This is a genomic window from Paenibacillus fonticola DSM 21315 (genome assembly GCF_000381905.1).
In the GTDB taxonomy this organism is placed as follows: domain Bacteria; phylum Bacillota; class Bacilli; order Paenibacillales; family Paenibacillaceae; genus Fontibacillus; species Fontibacillus fonticola.
In genome coordinates this window covers 1-14,585 of sequence record NZ_KB907259.1, presented here as the reverse complement: position 1 = coordinate 14,585, position 14,585 = coordinate 1, and the positions used below count along the sequence as shown (strand labels likewise).

General features: G+C 48.5%; 16 protein-coding genes. 9 read left to right on the top strand and 7 right to left on the bottom strand.

Annotation, left to right across the window (positions count from 1 at the left end):
* Positions 1–65: 65 nt before the first annotated feature.
* The 6 genes from groES to G358_RS0115610 form a co-directional block, all read right to left on the bottom strand.
* A complete protein-coding gene (gene groES, locus G358_RS0115635) occupies positions 66–347 on the bottom strand; it encodes a co-chaperone GroES (protein WP_019638177.1) in 282 nt (93 codons plus the stop codon).
* Between the two features lie 298 nt (positions 348–645).
* On the bottom strand, positions 646–1,401 hold the full coding sequence (gene tatC / locus G358_RS0115630) for a twin-arginine translocase subunit TatC (RefSeq protein ID WP_019638176.1): 756 nt from the start codon (positions 1,399–1,401) through the stop codon (positions 646–648).
* Between the two features lie 104 nt (positions 1,402–1,505).
* Entirely contained in the window at positions 1,506–1,739 is a 234-nt protein-coding gene (locus G358_RS0115625) for a twin-arginine translocase TatA/TatE family subunit (RefSeq protein ID WP_019638175.1), read from the bottom strand.
* A gap of 145 nt (positions 1,740–1,884) precedes the next feature.
* Complete coding sequence (locus tag G358_RS0115620) at positions 1,885–2,370, bottom strand: MogA/MoaB family molybdenum cofactor biosynthesis protein (RefSeq protein ID WP_019638174.1); 486 nt, start codon at positions 2,368–2,370, stop codon at positions 1,885–1,887.
* Positions 2,371–2,474: 104 nt separating this feature from the next.
* On the bottom strand, positions 2,475–2,969 hold the full coding sequence (gene moaC, locus G358_RS0115615) for a cyclic pyranopterin monophosphate synthase MoaC (protein WP_019638173.1): 495 nt from the start codon (positions 2,967–2,969) through the stop codon (positions 2,475–2,477).
* A gap of 15 nt (positions 2,970–2,984) precedes the next feature.
* Positions 2,985–3,611: a 5-formyltetrahydrofolate cyclo-ligase gene (locus G358_RS0115610; RefSeq protein ID WP_019638172.1), complete on the bottom strand. Its 627-nt coding sequence runs from the start codon at positions 3,609–3,611 to the stop codon at positions 2,985–2,987.
* Between the two features lie 331 nt (positions 3,612–3,942).
* Here G358_RS0115610 and abc-f point away from each other — a divergent pair, with 331 nt between their 5' ends.
* From abc-f to G358_RS0115590, 4 genes are all read left to right on the top strand, one after another.
* Entirely contained in the window at positions 3,943–5,910 is a 1,968-nt protein-coding gene (gene abc-f / locus G358_RS0115605; RefSeq protein WP_019638171.1) for a ribosomal protection-like ABC-F family protein, read from the top strand.
* Positions 5,911–6,637: 727 nt separating this feature from the next.
* Positions 6,638–7,525, top strand: a complete 888-nt coding sequence (locus tag G358_RS0115600) for a hypothetical protein (RefSeq protein ID WP_019638170.1) — start codon at positions 6,638–6,640, stop codon at positions 7,523–7,525.
* Positions 7,526–7,631: 106 nt separating this feature from the next.
* Positions 7,632–8,555 carry a cysteine synthase A gene (gene cysK, locus G358_RS0115595; RefSeq protein ID WP_019638169.1) on the top strand — a complete coding sequence of 308 codons (924 nt, stop codon included), beginning with the start codon at positions 7,632–7,634 and terminating at the stop codon, positions 8,553–8,555.
* Positions 8,556–8,621: 66 nt separating this feature from the next.
* The gene (locus tag G358_RS0115590) at positions 8,622–8,978 is read left to right on the top strand and encodes a rhodanese-like domain-containing protein (protein ID WP_019638168.1); all 357 of its coding nucleotides are present in this window, start codon (positions 8,622–8,624) and stop codon (positions 8,976–8,978) included.
* Between the two features lie 329 nt (positions 8,979–9,307).
* On the opposite strand, the gene uxaC is transcribed toward G358_RS0115590, so the two are convergent.
* The gene (gene uxaC, locus G358_RS0115585; protein ID WP_019638167.1) at positions 9,308–10,726 is read right to left on the bottom strand and encodes a glucuronate isomerase; all 1,419 of its coding nucleotides are present in this window, start codon (positions 10,724–10,726) and stop codon (positions 9,308–9,310) included.
* 141 nt (positions 10,727–10,867) lie between these two features.
* Between uxaC and G358_RS0115580 the strand changes: the two genes are divergently transcribed.
* The 5 genes from G358_RS0115580 to G358_RS0115565 are packed head-to-tail and all read left to right on the top strand — an operon-like array spanning position 10,868 to position 14,079.
* On the top strand, positions 10,868–11,536 hold the full coding sequence (locus G358_RS0115580; protein ID WP_033404122.1) for a GntR family transcriptional regulator: 669 nt from the start codon (positions 10,868–10,870) through the stop codon (positions 11,534–11,536).
* A 27-nt stretch (positions 11,537–11,563) separates the two neighbouring features.
* Entirely contained in the window at positions 11,564–12,661 is a 1,098-nt protein-coding gene (gene uxuA / locus G358_RS0115575; protein WP_019638165.1) for a mannonate dehydratase, read from the top strand.
* 1 nt (position 12,662) lies between these two features.
* Positions 12,663–13,517, top strand: coding sequence for an SDR family oxidoreductase (locus G358_RS0115570; RefSeq protein WP_019638164.1), 855 nt, complete (start codon positions 12,663–12,665; stop codon positions 13,515–13,517).
* 47 nt (positions 13,518–13,564) lie between these two features.
* Entirely contained in the window at positions 13,565–13,696 is a 132-nt protein-coding gene (locus G358_RS33495; protein ID WP_420836065.1) for a hypothetical protein, read from the top strand.
* Positions 13,693–14,079 carry a hypothetical protein gene (locus G358_RS0115565; RefSeq protein WP_019638163.1) on the top strand — a complete coding sequence of 129 codons (387 nt, stop codon included), beginning with the start codon at positions 13,693–13,695 and terminating at the stop codon, positions 14,077–14,079. The genes G358_RS33495 and G358_RS0115565 overlap by 4 nt, the downstream gene beginning before the upstream one ends.
* The last annotated feature ends 506 nt before the right edge of the window (positions 14,080–14,585 follow it).

Sequence of the window (14,585 nt, the reverse complement as noted above, 5' to 3'; positions counted from 1 at the left end):
TTCAATTACCTCCCTGAATAATTTGTTCGTTCATTGTATTCCTTAAAAATAAAGCTCATGTACACTTAACCCACAATCCCGTGGATATCGCTTTCTTTCATAATTAAGTATTCTTTGCCTTCGTATTTAACTTCTGTTCCGGCATATTTGGAGAACAGTACGCGGTCGCCTTCCTTCACTTCCAACGGAATGCGCACGCCGTCCTTCAAGGCTCCGCTGCCTACAGCAACGACTTTGCCTTCCTGTGGCTTCTCCTTGGCTGTATCTGGCAGCACGATGCCAAGTGCAGTTGTTTCCTCTTGCTCAATCGGTTCTACCAATACGCGCTCACCTAAAGGTTTGATCATGAAAATTGTCCTCCTTTAAATATGTGATTTTTAAATTTAATAGTGTAACTTATTCATTAGCACTCGACATGCGTCAGTGCTAACAACCACTTAATATGATACTCAAAATGAATACGGATTTCAAGTTCCATGCTGCATTTTTTTCAATTTTTTATGTCCATGCCGTCATAAGCCCTTTTCATCATATCCCCATAACTCCATAAATATTCCATAATAGATAGCTCTGCACTAAGAAGAAAACAGCTTTAATAACTAGAAAACACACCTCATAAAAAGGTGTGTTGGCCGATAAGTCTGTTTATTGGTATTTCGCCGCTCGCTCAGCATCTGCTGCAACCAGTTTACGATATACGCGCGAAGACAGAAATACACTTATTTCATACAATATAATGAGCGGAATGAGGACGAGAAAAGCCGAAAGGAAATCCGCCGGCGTAACCATCACAGATATAACCACCAGGGCAAAATAGGCGACTCTCCGCATTTTTTTTAACAGCCCCGGATTCAGTATTCTTAGCTGCGTAAGGAATAAAATGATAATAGGCAGTTCAAACAGCAGGGAAATCGGCACGATAATGTTAAATAGAAAATTGAAATAATCGGCCATGCCATACGTTTCGATAAGCCCAAGCTCCTTATTGACTTCACCGGTAAAAGTCATGGCAAGCGGGAACACCACATAATAGCCGAACAGAATACCGATGATGAAGCATAGAAACACATAGGGTATATATTTTACCGTAGCTTTGCGTTCAGCCGGCTTCAAGCCCGGACTGACAAACGCCCATATTTGATAAAGGGCAAATGGCAGCACCACGCCAAAAGCGACCAGCATCGCTATTTTCATGTATACCCCGATGCCGTCCCAAAATGAGAAAGCATTCAGATTAATGCGGACTCCCGATATGGCATTGACTGTCACATAGTCGTAAATCGGCTTTACCACGAAGAAAGAGGCGACCAGCACGATTACAAACAGGAAGAGTATCCAAAAAACCCGCCGGCGAAGTTCCGTTAGATGTTCAACTATACTTTGTTGTCTCTCCTCGGCCATTTGCCGTCCTCCCCATCAAATAAATAACGTCTGTCTGCAAACAAAATCCCTCCCAAAGGAAGGGACGTTTCAATATCTATCATGAACGGATCTGCCTGTGAAAACTACTCCGGCAGCCGTCTTTCTTCCGCTTTCGAAGACTCCTCCGTCAGGGCGGGGGCCGCAGGTTCAGTGGACTCTGCCATCCTCACTTCGGGCTTATCTTCTACAACGCCTTCTGCCGCTTCCTTAAATTCGCGAAATGTACGGCCCACAGCTCGACCGAGCTCCGGCAGTTTATTGGGTCCAAATATAAGCAACGCTGCAATGATGATCAACAACAATCCACCTGTACTCATGTTGGTTCTCCTTCCATAGAGCAGCTAAAAGTACATTGACATACTTTTGCACAGTTATTTCTATCGCCCACATCATACCATAACTAATGTCACAGTAACAGTATTTTGTAAGGCAGATTTAGCAACACCGTGCCCGGTATTTCAACTACAGGCGGAATTGACCCGTAACCATCAGCAGCGCCTCAGGAAGCTGATCCATAATTGCGGCCAAATTTTCATGTACGCCTTTCGGGGTGCCTGGCAAGTTGACGATTAGCGTCCGTCCGCGAATACCGACAATACCGCGGAACAGCATCGCCCCGGGATTTTTTTGCATAGCTGAGTAACGCATAGCTTCCGCCATCCCTGGAACTTCCCGCTCGATAACCCGTCTGGTTGCTTCAGGCGTAACATCCCTGATTGCTAATTCAGTACCTCCTGTAGTAATCACAAGGTCTGCCTGAAAATAATCTGTCATTTCAATTAACGCTGCGATAATTTCATCCGGCTCATCGGGAACGATGCGGTATTCGACAATTTCACCGCCCAGTTCTTCCTCAACTAGCTCCCGGATAACCTGGGCACTCGTATCTTCGCGTTCGCCCCTAGAGCCTTTATCGCTCGCCGTCAGAATCGCTGTTTTCCAAACCATGAAGTCACCCTCCTCATCCAATTAGGAACTCCGTCTATAATGTCTGAATTCTCTCCTGCAAAATGACGACTTATATAGTAGTAATACGTAAACAATAGCTGCAATTAAAACGATGCTGAGTAGTCCCCGCTTTTCCCTCCTGTTTTGGAACGAAGGAGTGTTGGACCGATAATCATATCCTTTTGTAAGGCTTTACACATATCGTATACGGTCAGCGCTGCAGCAGATACAGCTGTCAGCGCCTCCATTTCTACGCCCGTCTTCCCTTCCGTCCTAACCGCAGCCTCGATATACAACTGATCAGTTCCATTATCCGTGAATTCGAGGTTAACACCAGTTAACGGAAGGGGATGGCACATCGGAATCCAATCGGAGGTCCGCTTGGCCCCCTGTATGCCGGCAATCTGGGCTACAGCAAGCACATCTCCCTTGCCGATCTTGCCTTCCTTGATCGCCTGAAGTGTAGTTGGCAGCATCGTCACTGTACAGACGGCAACTGCTGTCCGGACCGTAGCCTGCTTCCCCGAAATATCGACCATTTGCGCTCTGCCTTGCTCATTAAAATGCGTTAATTTCTCTCCACGGGTTTCCGAAGACATAATGTTTCACTACTTTCATCTTATATATATCGTTCCAGCAGCCGTAAACAAAAGATCCACCCTGAAATCATGGGGCTCCATCGGAATACGCTGCGCCAATATTTGCTCTTGAAAAACAATCGCAGCAACGATCATCTCCCTGCCATTATTCTTCAAAAGCTTCAGCTTGCTCATAAACCGATCGTAATATCCGCCGCCGAAGCCGATCCGTCCGCCAGTCTTGTCGAATGCGAGTCCCGGCACGACAACGAGATCAATTTCCTGCCAGCGGCCCTCGGGCCATAGGCTGGTATGCTTTCCGGGCTCTGGAATTCCCCATGCTCCGGGCAGCAAGTCACTGGTTTTATGCAATTCATGCAGCGTAAATTGCCCCGCTCCTACTATTCTAGGAACCAACACCCGATCGTTCTGCATCCAGCATTGCTCCATGAAATAGCTGGTATCAGGCTCATCCTGAAATGACGCATAAATGAATACAGTAAGCGGTCTGCCCAGCTTGCGCCGCAGCGGTGCAAGTACCTCGTGTTCAGCCAGCAAGCTCGCCGCTTCAGACTGGTTGCGCCGGGATGCCTCGGATAAGCCTGACCTTTGATTCCTCATAGTATGGCGAAGCGTATTTTTAACAGCGATAATATCCATCATCCTAGCCCTTCTGCCTTCACCAAGATACTCCGTCAATCGGAATTGTTCTATTAAGTCAATCGGAATTGTTCTATTAAATAGTGTCAATATACAGAGTTATGTTTTTATCTAGTTTATCATTGTTGAAGCAAAATGAAAACTAAAGCGATTTCTGAAAAAACAGCAGGAATTCGCACATTTTCATAACTTTATTGCGTCTTTTTTTACAAGGGGATTGACATAAACATAGAACGATGCAATACGGTACAGATTCATGTACACTATGGATAGTAAAAGACCTTGCTGCTGATGATGATAGATGCTGACGATAGATATGGAGGATTAATAAGTTATGCTGCTTCAAGCTACTAATATTACGAAACGATATGGTGTTACAGATGTGCTTACCGGCATTAGCCTGCAAGTTCAAGATCGGGACCGCATTGGCCTTGTTGGGGTCAATGGTGCCGGCAAGTCAACGCTGCTGCAAATTTTAGCCAATGAAATGTCTTATGATGAGGGGCAAATATTCAAGGCGAAAGAGACAACGATCGGCTATCTTGCCCAGAACAGCGGGCTTCAATCGGAACGAACGATCTGGGCGGAAATGCTGGACGTCTTCGCTCCGCTGCTGGACACTGAGCGGGAGCTGCGCGCAATGGAGAAAGAAATTGCTGCCTTGGCGGGAGGCAGCAGCGACAGCGTATATGAGGATCTACTTGAACGATATGCTCATAAGCAGGACTGGTTCAAGGATAACGGCGGTTATGAGGTGGAGACGCGGATTCGCAGCGTGCTGCATGGAATGGGGTTCGGCTCCTTTTCGCCAGATACGATCATTTCCACCCTAAGCGGGGGACAGAAAACCCGGCTGGCTCTGGCACGAATTTTGCTGCAAGCTCCAGATTTGCTTATGCTTGACGAGCCGACCAACCATCTGGACATCGAAACGTTAACCTGGCTGGAAGATTATCTCCGCAATTATTCAGGGGCCCTGCTAATCGTGTCCCATGACCGTTATTTTCTCGACCGCCTCGTAACGGCGATTGTCGAAATTGAACGCCATCAATCCAGGCGGTATACGGGAAATTATTCGCGCTACATTGAGCTAAAGGCTGCCGAATACGAAAGTCAGATGAAAATGTATGAAAAGCAGCAGGACGAAATCGCCCGGATGGAATCTTTTATCCAGCGAAACATCGTTCGTGCTTCCACGACCAAGCGTGCGCAAAGCCGCCGCAAAGCTTTGGAGCGCATGGAGATTATGGATCGGCCGGCCGGTGATCTTAAACGGGCAAGCTTTTCGTTCGAAGCAGAATACATGACAGGCAAGGATGTGCTGCAGGTAGACGGGCTTGCGTTCTCGTTTGCCGCCGGAGAAGAACCGCTGTTTCGCAACGTGTCCTTTGATTTACAGCGGGGCGAGACCGTAGCCCTGATCGGGCCAAATGGAATCGGCAAATCGACCTTGCTCAAGATTTTGACCAGCGATCTTAAGGCGGCCTCTGGCTCCATCAGCTGGGGAACTAAAGTGAAAATCGGGTATTACGACCAGGAACAAACTCATCTGAACCCACGCAATACGGTACTGGAGGAAGTATGGAGCGCCTTTCCGCATATGGAAGAAGCGCGAATTCGCACAGTGCTTGGCAATTTCCTGTTTACCGGGGATGACGTTCAGAAGAAAATCACTGCCTTGAGCGGGGGAGAAAAGGCCCGGGTAGCTCTCGCTAAGCTGATGCTGCAAAAAGCTAACGTCCTTATTCTGGATGAGCCGACGAACCATTTGGATCTGTTTAGCAAAGAAGTGCTTGAATCCGCGCTGCTCGATTATGACGGAACGCTGCTGTTTATTTCACACGACCGTTATTTTCTCAATAAAATGGCCGAACGCATTGTCGAGCTGCATCCTGATGGAGCTCATCATTTCCTGGGGAATTATGACGATTACTTAGCTAAGCTGCAGGAGCTGGAAGAACTGGCGAAGGAGAATGAAAGCAAACCTGTTTCCAAATCAGGCACAACGGGGCCTGCAGCTATATCCAACGCTCACGCTTCTGCTCCAAAGACGGGTGCTGCATCTTTTGAGGCAGAGAAACAAGCTAAACGTGAAGAAAGAATGCGGCAACGCCGGTTGGAGCAGCTTGAGGAGATCATTGCGGAAGTAGAGGATAAAATTGCCGCCATCGAGGCCGAGCTCGCCTTGCCCGAAGTGTATCAGGATTATACCGCCGTGCAAGAGCGACAGCTTCTGATCGATGATCACAAGCTAAAATTAACAACTGCCTATGAAGAATGGGAGTCCCTGGCAGAATCTTAAAAAATATTTTTTTACATCACGTTAACAATAGAGTCAGTTATGCACATGGTTATCCACAAACCCACCTTAAACTGATTATCGATAACGGCCTCTCAGGCCGTTTTTTTCCTTTAAAAACCGTCTTTTTGCGAAGTTATGCAAATTATCCACCGAACTATCCACATTATCCACAGTTTTCAGAAAAAAACATCCACTTTTTCGTAAATTGTTCAACCTCTTGGTACATAAGCTTTCATTCTTTTTTCAGATAGTTAGTCTACAATCTGTGGATAACTTTGTCCACATCTTGACAAGGACAGTACTTTTATAGTAATACTTCGATCCGGTCCAACTAGTACTTCATTCCCTAATTTCAGCTGCCGTTTGTTTAAATCCTCCCAAAGATGCTAAGCTTGTCCCAAAAATGTCTGATGAAAAACAAAGCAGCAGAAAACAGCAACGCTCTAAAACATTTAGCAGTTATTGAAAGTTGAGTTGCATTGTTCGATTAGAAACTCACTAACCTTTGCTCCTGCTTCTTTCTTCCTAATATCGTCCTTGTTTACAAGATCCGGAAAATGCTTGCCCCATCTATAAGCCTATTGCTAGAAACGTTTTAAAATCATTATCATCTTTATAGCTTTTATTCACCCGCTTCGATACTCGTATATAAAAAGCGGGAGCTTACCGACGGAGAGAAATATTGGATAGAGAGCATGATCATTTTATTATGAGAGGAGAATACTGTATGAACACAGTAAAAATCGCCAAGCTCTTAGTTTTAGGTTTTAGTCTAGCTTATTTAGGAGGTTGCCAGAGCAGCAGCACCCCTAAACAACATTCATCCGCAGCAGACGCTGTTTCATTTCAAGAATCAAAACTGCCAGGCGGCGGCATCGCCTTCCCGCACAATGAACGCATTCACCTCTCAACCGACCAGAAATGGATTGCAAGTGAAGGGCATTTATCGGATTTGATCAGGCTGCAATGGACAGCCGAGCGCGCTAAGCCGGCCATTTCCTGGGCTGATGAAAAAGGGATGGACAAGACGGCCATCGTTTCTCATGACAAGGCTAACAATCCCGAGCAGCATGACCATAAACATATTTCGATCGAAACGACAATGTCTCCGGACGGAGAACATAAGGATCAGTTATTCACCCGCTTTGAGATTCCTTACGATACCGATGTTTCGGAAATACGGACCCATTCCTCCAATTTCAATGTAATGGACGGGATTTTGCGGGTGGCCGGCGAAGGCAACCGGGATATACAATTTGCGAACACCGGAGAAAATAATGCGACCACCCCGCTGTGGAGTTTACGGGCTGACGACTCTGGGCTTGCAGGGAACAATGAAGGCGGAGATTTCAACGTAATTCGTTACTCCGACCAAGGGGAGGCGCTCGACAGCGCTCTGTTCGTTAAGCGGAGCGACGGAAATGTCGGCGTAGGAACGAACAAGCCGATGAGTAAGCTGGATGTGAACGGGGACAGCATCGCGATCCGCGAATCGAAAACTCCTGCTTCCTCCAAAGCGCCAGGCAACAAAGGGGATATCGCTTGGGATGAAAATTATATATACGTCTGCGTAGCCAAAGATACTTGGAAACGGACGGAGTTATCCTCTTGGTAAATCACGACTTAGGCGTTTCGGGCCGAGCCGCTCCAAACTTGAAAGTGCACGATTTTACCGATAAAATAGATAAACATACATGGCTCGTTGAAAGGTGATGCACCCCATGTTCCGAAAAGTAGTGAACAGCATTGTTGAGCTTGTCGGCAATACCCCGGCAGTTAAACTAAACCGCCTCGTTGGCCCGCAGGATGCCGAGGTTTATGTGAAGCTGGAATATTTCAATCCAAGCGGCAGCGTCAAAGACCGCGCAGCATCTCATATGATTTACGAGGCGGAAAGAGCTGGTTTATTAAAGCTTGGATCGACAATTATCGAGCCGACGAGCGGAAATACAGGTATTGGGCTGGCCATGACGGCAGCTGCCAAAGGCTATCGGGCCATTCTCGTCATGCCGGACAATATGACCAAGGAAAGAATCAATATATTGAAAGCTTACGGCGCAGAGGTTGTGCTGACTCCTTCGGCCAAACGGATGCCGGGCGCCATCGAGAAGGCGAAGCAGCTGCTTGCAGAAATCCCGGACAGCTTCATGCCGCAGCAGTTTGAGAATGAAGCCAACCCGAGCGTTCACCGTCTGACGACAGGTCCAGAAATTGTACAGCAAATGGACGGCCGCCTCGATATGTTCGTCGCCACTTCGGGGACAGGCGGCACGATTACAGGAACAGGCGAGTATTTGAAGGAACACCTCCCGGGCATACGCATCATTGTCGTCGAACCGGAGGGATCTCCCGTCCTCTCTGGTGGCGTGCCGGGTCCGCACAAGCTTGTCGGCACAAGTCCCGGCTTCATTCCCCCGATACTCAATACAAGCGTCTACGATGAAATCACACAGGTGGCCGATGAGGACGCTCTGGAAACAACCCGGAGCTTGGCAGCACGGGAAGGGATTCTCGTCGGCCCTTCCGCCGGAGCATCGGTCTGGACGGCAATTCAATATGCCCGCAAGCTTGGAGCAGGCAAGCGGATTCTGTGCATTGCCCCGGACACGGGAGAACGATATTTAAGTATGGATATATTTTCTTAACAACATAAAGTGCAAAAATGAATTATAGAAGCGGGGTGCTCTGCCATAAGCAGATATATCGATGGCGTGTCTCATTTAGACACCGTTGAACTAGCCAGTATTTTAGAGGACACGAATGACCGGACGATCATCATTGATGTCAGAGAACCGGAGGAATACAATGAAGCGCACATCCCGGGTGTGCCGCTCATTCCGATGGGCGAAATCCCTAACTACATGAACGAGCTCGACAAGAGCAGAGCATACGTCTTCGTATGCCGCAGCGGACAGCGAAGCTTTAATGTAGCGAAATACTTCCAGCAGCTCGGCTTTCGAGAGGTGCACAATTACGCTGGGGGCATGCTGGATTGGGATGGAGAAATCGCCTCGGGTCCCGAAAATATTATGCAGCAGTTTGATCCTCAGAAATTGGAGCGTTCCTAATATTGAAGGTCAAAATCTCTCCGCTAATTAAGCAGCCGCGAGGCGCTTCGCAATGCTGCTAGCGGAGAGATTTTGTTATGCCGCGTGTAAGCCCCCCTGTAAGCTGCCTGTAGCTGCCTTAGGCCTGCTCAGCTACTGCACCGGACAAACATTAACCCTCTTGCCTCATATGGCCGCAAAGCTGCAAGCTGCCATTGCCTGCCCTTCGCACCGCTTTAGGCCAGGCGACGGCTATCCAAGCATGTCCCGTCCCCGCTTCGGGCGCACAGTTCGTGCGCAGAGGAAGTAATGCGCACGAAGTACAAGTCCACAGGCGGTATGCACATCTGTTAACGTTGCTTTTTTCCTGGAATTCCGAAATATTGAGAAGCGTTGTTAAAGCAGATGTCCTGCACGATTTGCCCAATGTAATCGTAATCTGCCGGCAGGTCCCCTTCCTCTATCCACTGTCCGAACAGACGGCATAACACACGGCGGAAATATTCGTGCCTTGGGAAAGACATAAAGCTGCGCGAATCCGTCAACATGCCGACAAAGGTGCTGATTACCCCGATCGAGGACAGCGCTTTTAGCTGTTGAAGCATTCCTTCCTTCTGATCATGAAACCACCAGGCTGAGCCAAGCTGCAGCTTGCCCGCTTCTTCTCCAGACTGGAAATTGCCAATCGCTGTAGCGATCATCTCGTAATGATAAGGATATAGACTGTAGACAATCGTCTTTGGCAGACGATCCTCCGTATCAAGCTCATTCAGGAATGCATTCAGTGATGCTGCCAGGTGATAATCGAGAATGGAATCGTAGCCGCTATCCTTGCCGAGCTTCGCCAGCATGCGGGTGTTACTGTTCCGTACCGCACCGATATGCAGCTGCATCGTCCAGCCACGGGCATGATACATCTCCCCTAATCGCAGCAGGGTGAACGTCCGATATTGGCCCTCCTCGGCAGGCGTGAGCTTCTCATGACGAAGAGCTTTAGCAAATAAGCTCTCTACCTCCCGTTCGGTCGCATGCTCAAATGGGAATTCGCCAAATCCGTGATCGGACAATCGGCAGCCTGCAGCATGGAAGTAGTCCATCCTGTTCTCCAATGCCTGAAGCAGCCCGGCGTATTTCGTAACCGGAGCACCGGCTTTTGCCCCCAGGTTTTGCACATATTCAGCGAACGCCAAGCTGTTAATATCTAATGCCCGATCCGGTCTAAAGGTCGGTAGAACGGCAGTCATAATCTCGTCATTATTCTGAATTTCCAAATGCGCAGCCAAATCATCAACCGGATCGTCTGTTGTACAGGCGACGCGGACATCGAATTTGTTCAATATTCCTGCGGCGTGAAGCGACCGCTCCTGCAGCTGTTCATTACAGCGGTGCCATACGCTCTCCGCATTGTCTTCACTGAGCCGCTCTTCAATCCCGAAATGCCGGGACAGCTCCAGATGACTCCAATGATACAGCGGATTTCCGACCAAGCGCGGCACAGCCCGGGCCCAGGCCATAAATTTGTCCTGATCGCCCGCATTTCCCGTAATCAGCGATTCGTCAATGCCCAGCCAGCGCATAGCGCGCCATTTGTAATGATCCCCTTCGAGCCACAGCTCGGTCAGATTACGGAATTGCTTGTTCGCCGCGATATCCCCGGCATTCAAATGATTGTGATAATCATAAACAGGCATGGCTGCTGCATACTCATGATAAAGTTTTCTGGCGCTCTCATTTGTTAGCAATAAATTTTCCGTGTTAAAATGCTTCATGCTCCGTCCTCCCAAGATTCATATTATCGTTCATATTATTAGCTATTATTTGTTGCTAAATATTCAGTTCCATACTACCATACAAGTGTGGTAGTATGGAAGGAGTAAGGAGGTGATCGATTGAGAGGAATACATGCTCCCATGCAAGAATCGGCTGGGAATACGGTGTACTACCAATTAAAAAAGCAAATCGTCAATATGGAGCTCCCTCCAGGCACCGCATTGTCCGAGAAGGAAATGTCGATCACTTTCAATGTCAGCCGTACCCCCGTAAGGGAAAGCTTCGTCCGGCTCGCACAAGAAGGGCTGGTGCTTGTTCTTCCTCAACGCGGTACACGAGTCTCTCTAATTGACCCGGATCTCGTCCTGGAAGCCCAGTTTATGCGCGAGCAGTTGGAGCGAGCGGTTATACGGCTAGCCTGTAAGCAATTTTCGCCAGAGCGGCTGGACGAACTGAAAAGCAACTTATCCCTCCAGCAGGAATCTTTTCTGCAGCATGATGGAATGGCGATGTTTGAGCTCGACGAACAATTTCACCGGATTTTGTTCGAGGGTGTAAACAAGCTGGGAACATGGACGGTAATTCAACAAATGAATGCCCATTTGAATCGCAGCCGGATATTGTGGATGAGAACGGAACCCCGTTGGGAACATTTATTCGAACAGCATCGTGATATGTACGAAGCGATCTGCCAGAAGGATGAAGCCTTGGCCGATCGTTTGATGGAGAAGCATCTCGCCCTCAGCATATATAATTTGGGCTTGCTGCAGAAAAAGTTTCCTGATTATTTCAAACAACCAACAAATTAATTACTAATTCAATTAGGCGGTGAAGGCATGCGTATGGTATTTCGCTGGTTCGGCGAGAACAATGACACAGTTACGCTGGATCAAATTAAACAAATCCCGGGAACAGAGGGCATCGTGTGGGCACTGCATGATGTGCCTGCCGGTGAAGTATGGCCGTTGGATAAAATTACGGAAGTCCACGATTTAGCGAAGAAATATGGCTTGCATACTGAAGTCGTTGAAAGCGTTAACGTGCATGAGGATATTAAGCTTGGACTCCCTACGCGCGATCAATATATCAAAAATTACATCGAGACGATTGAAAACCTGGCCAAAATAGGCGTAAAGGTTATTTGCTACAATTTTATGCCTGTGTTCGACTGGGCAAGAACCGATCTGTTCAAGGAATTGGAAGACGGCTCTACCGCCCTGTTTTTTGAGCAGGACAAAATTCACGGTGTGGATCCGTTCGATCTGGTAAAACTCATTAACCAGAACAGCGATCTGACGATGCCTGGCTGGGAGCCAGAGCGGCTTGCACATTTAACATCTCTGTTTGAGGCTTATAAAAATGTTACAGAGGAAGATCTCTGGGACAACTTGAAATATTTCCTGGACGCCATCATTCCAGCTGCCGAAAAGAACGGCATCCTGATGGCAGTTCATCCCGACGATCCGCCATTCCCTATCTTTGGACTGCCGCGGATTTTGAACGATCAGCCTGGATTCCGGCGTTTGCTGTCCCTGCATGACAGCCCGGCTAACGGCATTACGCTGTGCACCGGCTCGCTGGGGGCGAAACCAAGCAATGACATTATTTCTATGATTCATGAGTTCCGCGGACGCATTCCGTTCACTCATATTCGCAACGTTCGCGTCATGGACAACGGAGATTTCATCGAAACCTCCCATAAAACCTCTGACGGTACAGTCGATATTACCGGCGTTGTGGAAGCATACCATGACACCGACTTCACCGGTTACTGCCGTCCGGACCATGGAAGACATATTTGGGGCGAGCAATGCCGTCCAGGATACGGCCTTTATGACCGTGCCCTTGGCATCATGTACTTATGGGGGCTATGGGATGCTTTCTCTTCACAGAAGAAGTCATCCGCAGGCGCAGCCTCAGGGGAGGGGAAATAAGATGTCACACCTGCCTAAGCATCCTTCTCTCGAAGGAAAAACAGCGGTGATCACTGGAGGTTCCGGCGTACTTTGCCGGGCGATGGCGCTAGAGCTCACCCGGCAGGGCGTCAAAGTTGCCATTTTGAACCGGACAAAGGAGAAGGGCGAAGAAGTTGCCGCAGCGATTGCACAAAGCGGCGGCGAAGCGATCGCTGTAGCCTGTGACGTAACGGATGAAGCCAGCGTCCGGGCGGCGGAACAAACGGTCCGGGAACGCTTCGGCCCTTGCGACATTTTGATCAACGGTGCGGGCGGAAATCAGCCCAGTGCGAATACGACGAACGAAACGTTCAATCCAGCGGATCTAGCGAACAAAGATATTACTACTTTTTTCGATTTAAGTATTGCCGGCGTAAGAACGGTCTTTGATTTGAATTTCGTTGGCACGCTGATCCCGACGCAAATTTTCAGCAAGGAAATGATTGGGCGGCCAGGAGCAGTCGTATTGAACATCTCCTCGATGAGCGCGCCTTGCCCGATGACCAAAGTACCCGCCTATAGCGCGGCCAAAGCGGCCATCAACAACTTTACCCAGTGGCTTGCCGTACATTTGGCGGAATCCGGTATTCGTGTCAATGCAATTGCGCCTGGCTTCTTCCTGACAGAACAAAACCGCAACCTGCTGAAAAATGCGGATGGATCGCTAACCGAGCGTTCGCACAAAATCATTACCCATACGCCGATGCGCCGCTTCGGCGTACCTGAAGACCTGCTGGGTACGCTGCTCTGGCTTGCCGATGCGGATACTTCGGGATTCGTTACCGGCACTGTTATACCAGTGGATGGAGGATTCATGGCTTACTCCGGGGTGTAATCTAGTTTACTCAAGCTTTAACCTCTTCCCAATGAAATTATTTACCAATTGCTTGCCGTGCACTGCGGATTTGGATGGCCGATCCCACAGTTGTCCGGCAAAAAATCGTCATCAATACAGGCGGGCAGAAGCTAAGCTTGCTTGGACCGCCTGAAGCTATTATGGAGGCAAGACAGTGACACAACCACATACTACAGAACTGGAAACGAAATCACGAGAGGAAGGGGCTTTCGATCCGTATATTGTACCTGGTGCCCTTGGTGAATGCTGCTTGGCTCCCGAAGGGCCGCTGGATATTTTCGTCCAGCAGAGCGGCCTGTATACGCTGAAGCTCGCTGCCATCGTTAATCCGGGCGATACTCCGATGCTCAGGTTAAATGTAGACGGCCAGTACCTTCCGGGGCCGATCTGCCTTAAACCGGCAGAGGATAAAGCCGGATCGCTGCGGTACCTCGCGGAAGGCATCCCGCTCACGGCTGGCCGGCACTTGCTGCAGTTAACGGCTGAATCATGCCGCGCTCTGCACGGGGAGATGCATCTTACGCTGGACACGCCGGATTGACTGCACCTCGTGCCAACCTTACAGCGGGACGCCTGCTGCCGGGGAAGCCGTTTGTTGCGCAAATCGGATTGATAGCTTGCAACGAAGCACCACGCGCTGGGAGCTGCGAAGCTTGCCGTCACCTATGGTGGAACCACACGTATTTATATATCTGAGTGGAGCCTTCAATAGCTTATCATTCAGATGAACAACGTCTTATTAAAAGTTGATACAAATCATGGAGGCTGGGACAAAACCCTCCGCTAACGAAAAATAGCCGGCAAGCTTTTACGATGAGTAAAAGTTTACCGGCTTTTATTATTTTTGACGTAAAAAAGGACACCTTCTGATAAAATTAAGTTACCACACAAAATCCAATCAGAAAGAAGTGTCCTTATGTTTAAAGATTATAACATGAATCAATTGGTTTTGCCGCTAGATTTAGAAGTTAAATTACAAGAAAATGACATTGCTTTTTCGATCCACCATCTAGTCGACAGTATTCCACCCGATGCCCTTGATTCTTT

What these genes read in the sequence shown, in the direction of transcription:
- uxaC (WP_019638167.1), bottom strand. Translation starts at nt 10,726, where the DNA reads ATGAAGCATTTTAACACGGAAAATTTATTGCTAACAAATGAGAGCGCC.
- cysK (WP_019638169.1), top strand. Translation starts at nt 7,632, where the DNA reads ATGTTCCGAAAAGTAGTGAACAGCATTGTTGAGCTTGTCGGCAATACC.
- groES (WP_019638177.1), bottom strand. Translation starts at nt 347, where the DNA reads ATGATCAAACCTTTAGGTGAGCGCGTATTGGTAGAACCGATTGAGCAA.
- G358_RS0115580 (WP_033404122.1), top strand. Translation starts at nt 10,868, where the DNA reads ATGCAAGAATCGGCTGGGAATACGGTGTACTACCAATTAAAAAAGCAA.
- abc-f (WP_019638171.1), top strand. Translation starts at nt 3,943, where the DNA reads ATGCTGCTTCAAGCTACTAATATTACGAAACGATATGGTGTTACAGAT.
- G358_RS0115600 (WP_019638170.1), top strand. Translation starts at nt 6,638, where the DNA reads ATGAACACAGTAAAAATCGCCAAGCTCTTAGTTTTAGGTTTTAGTCTA.
- G358_RS0115610 (WP_019638172.1), bottom strand. Translation starts at nt 3,611, where the DNA reads ATGATGGATATTATCGCTGTTAAAAATACGCTTCGCCATACTATGAGG.
- moaC (WP_019638173.1), bottom strand. Translation starts at nt 2,969, where the DNA reads ATGTCTTCGGAAACCCGTGGAGAGAAATTAACGCATTTTAATGAGCAA.
- G358_RS0115625 (WP_019638175.1), bottom strand. Translation starts at nt 1,739, where the DNA reads ATGAGTACAGGTGGATTGTTGTTGATCATCATTGCAGCGTTGCTTATA.
- G358_RS0115620 (WP_019638174.1), bottom strand. Translation starts at nt 2,370, where the DNA reads ATGGTTTGGAAAACAGCGATTCTGACGGCGAGCGATAAAGGCTCTAGG.
- tatC (WP_019638176.1), bottom strand. Translation starts at nt 1,401, where the DNA reads ATGGCCGAGGAGAGACAACAAAGTATAGTTGAACATCTAACGGAACTT.
- uxuA (WP_019638165.1), top strand. Translation starts at nt 11,564, where the DNA reads ATGCGTATGGTATTTCGCTGGTTCGGCGAGAACAATGACACAGTTACG.
- G358_RS0115570 (WP_019638164.1), top strand. Translation starts at nt 12,663, where the DNA reads ATGTCACACCTGCCTAAGCATCCTTCTCTCGAAGGAAAAACAGCGGTG.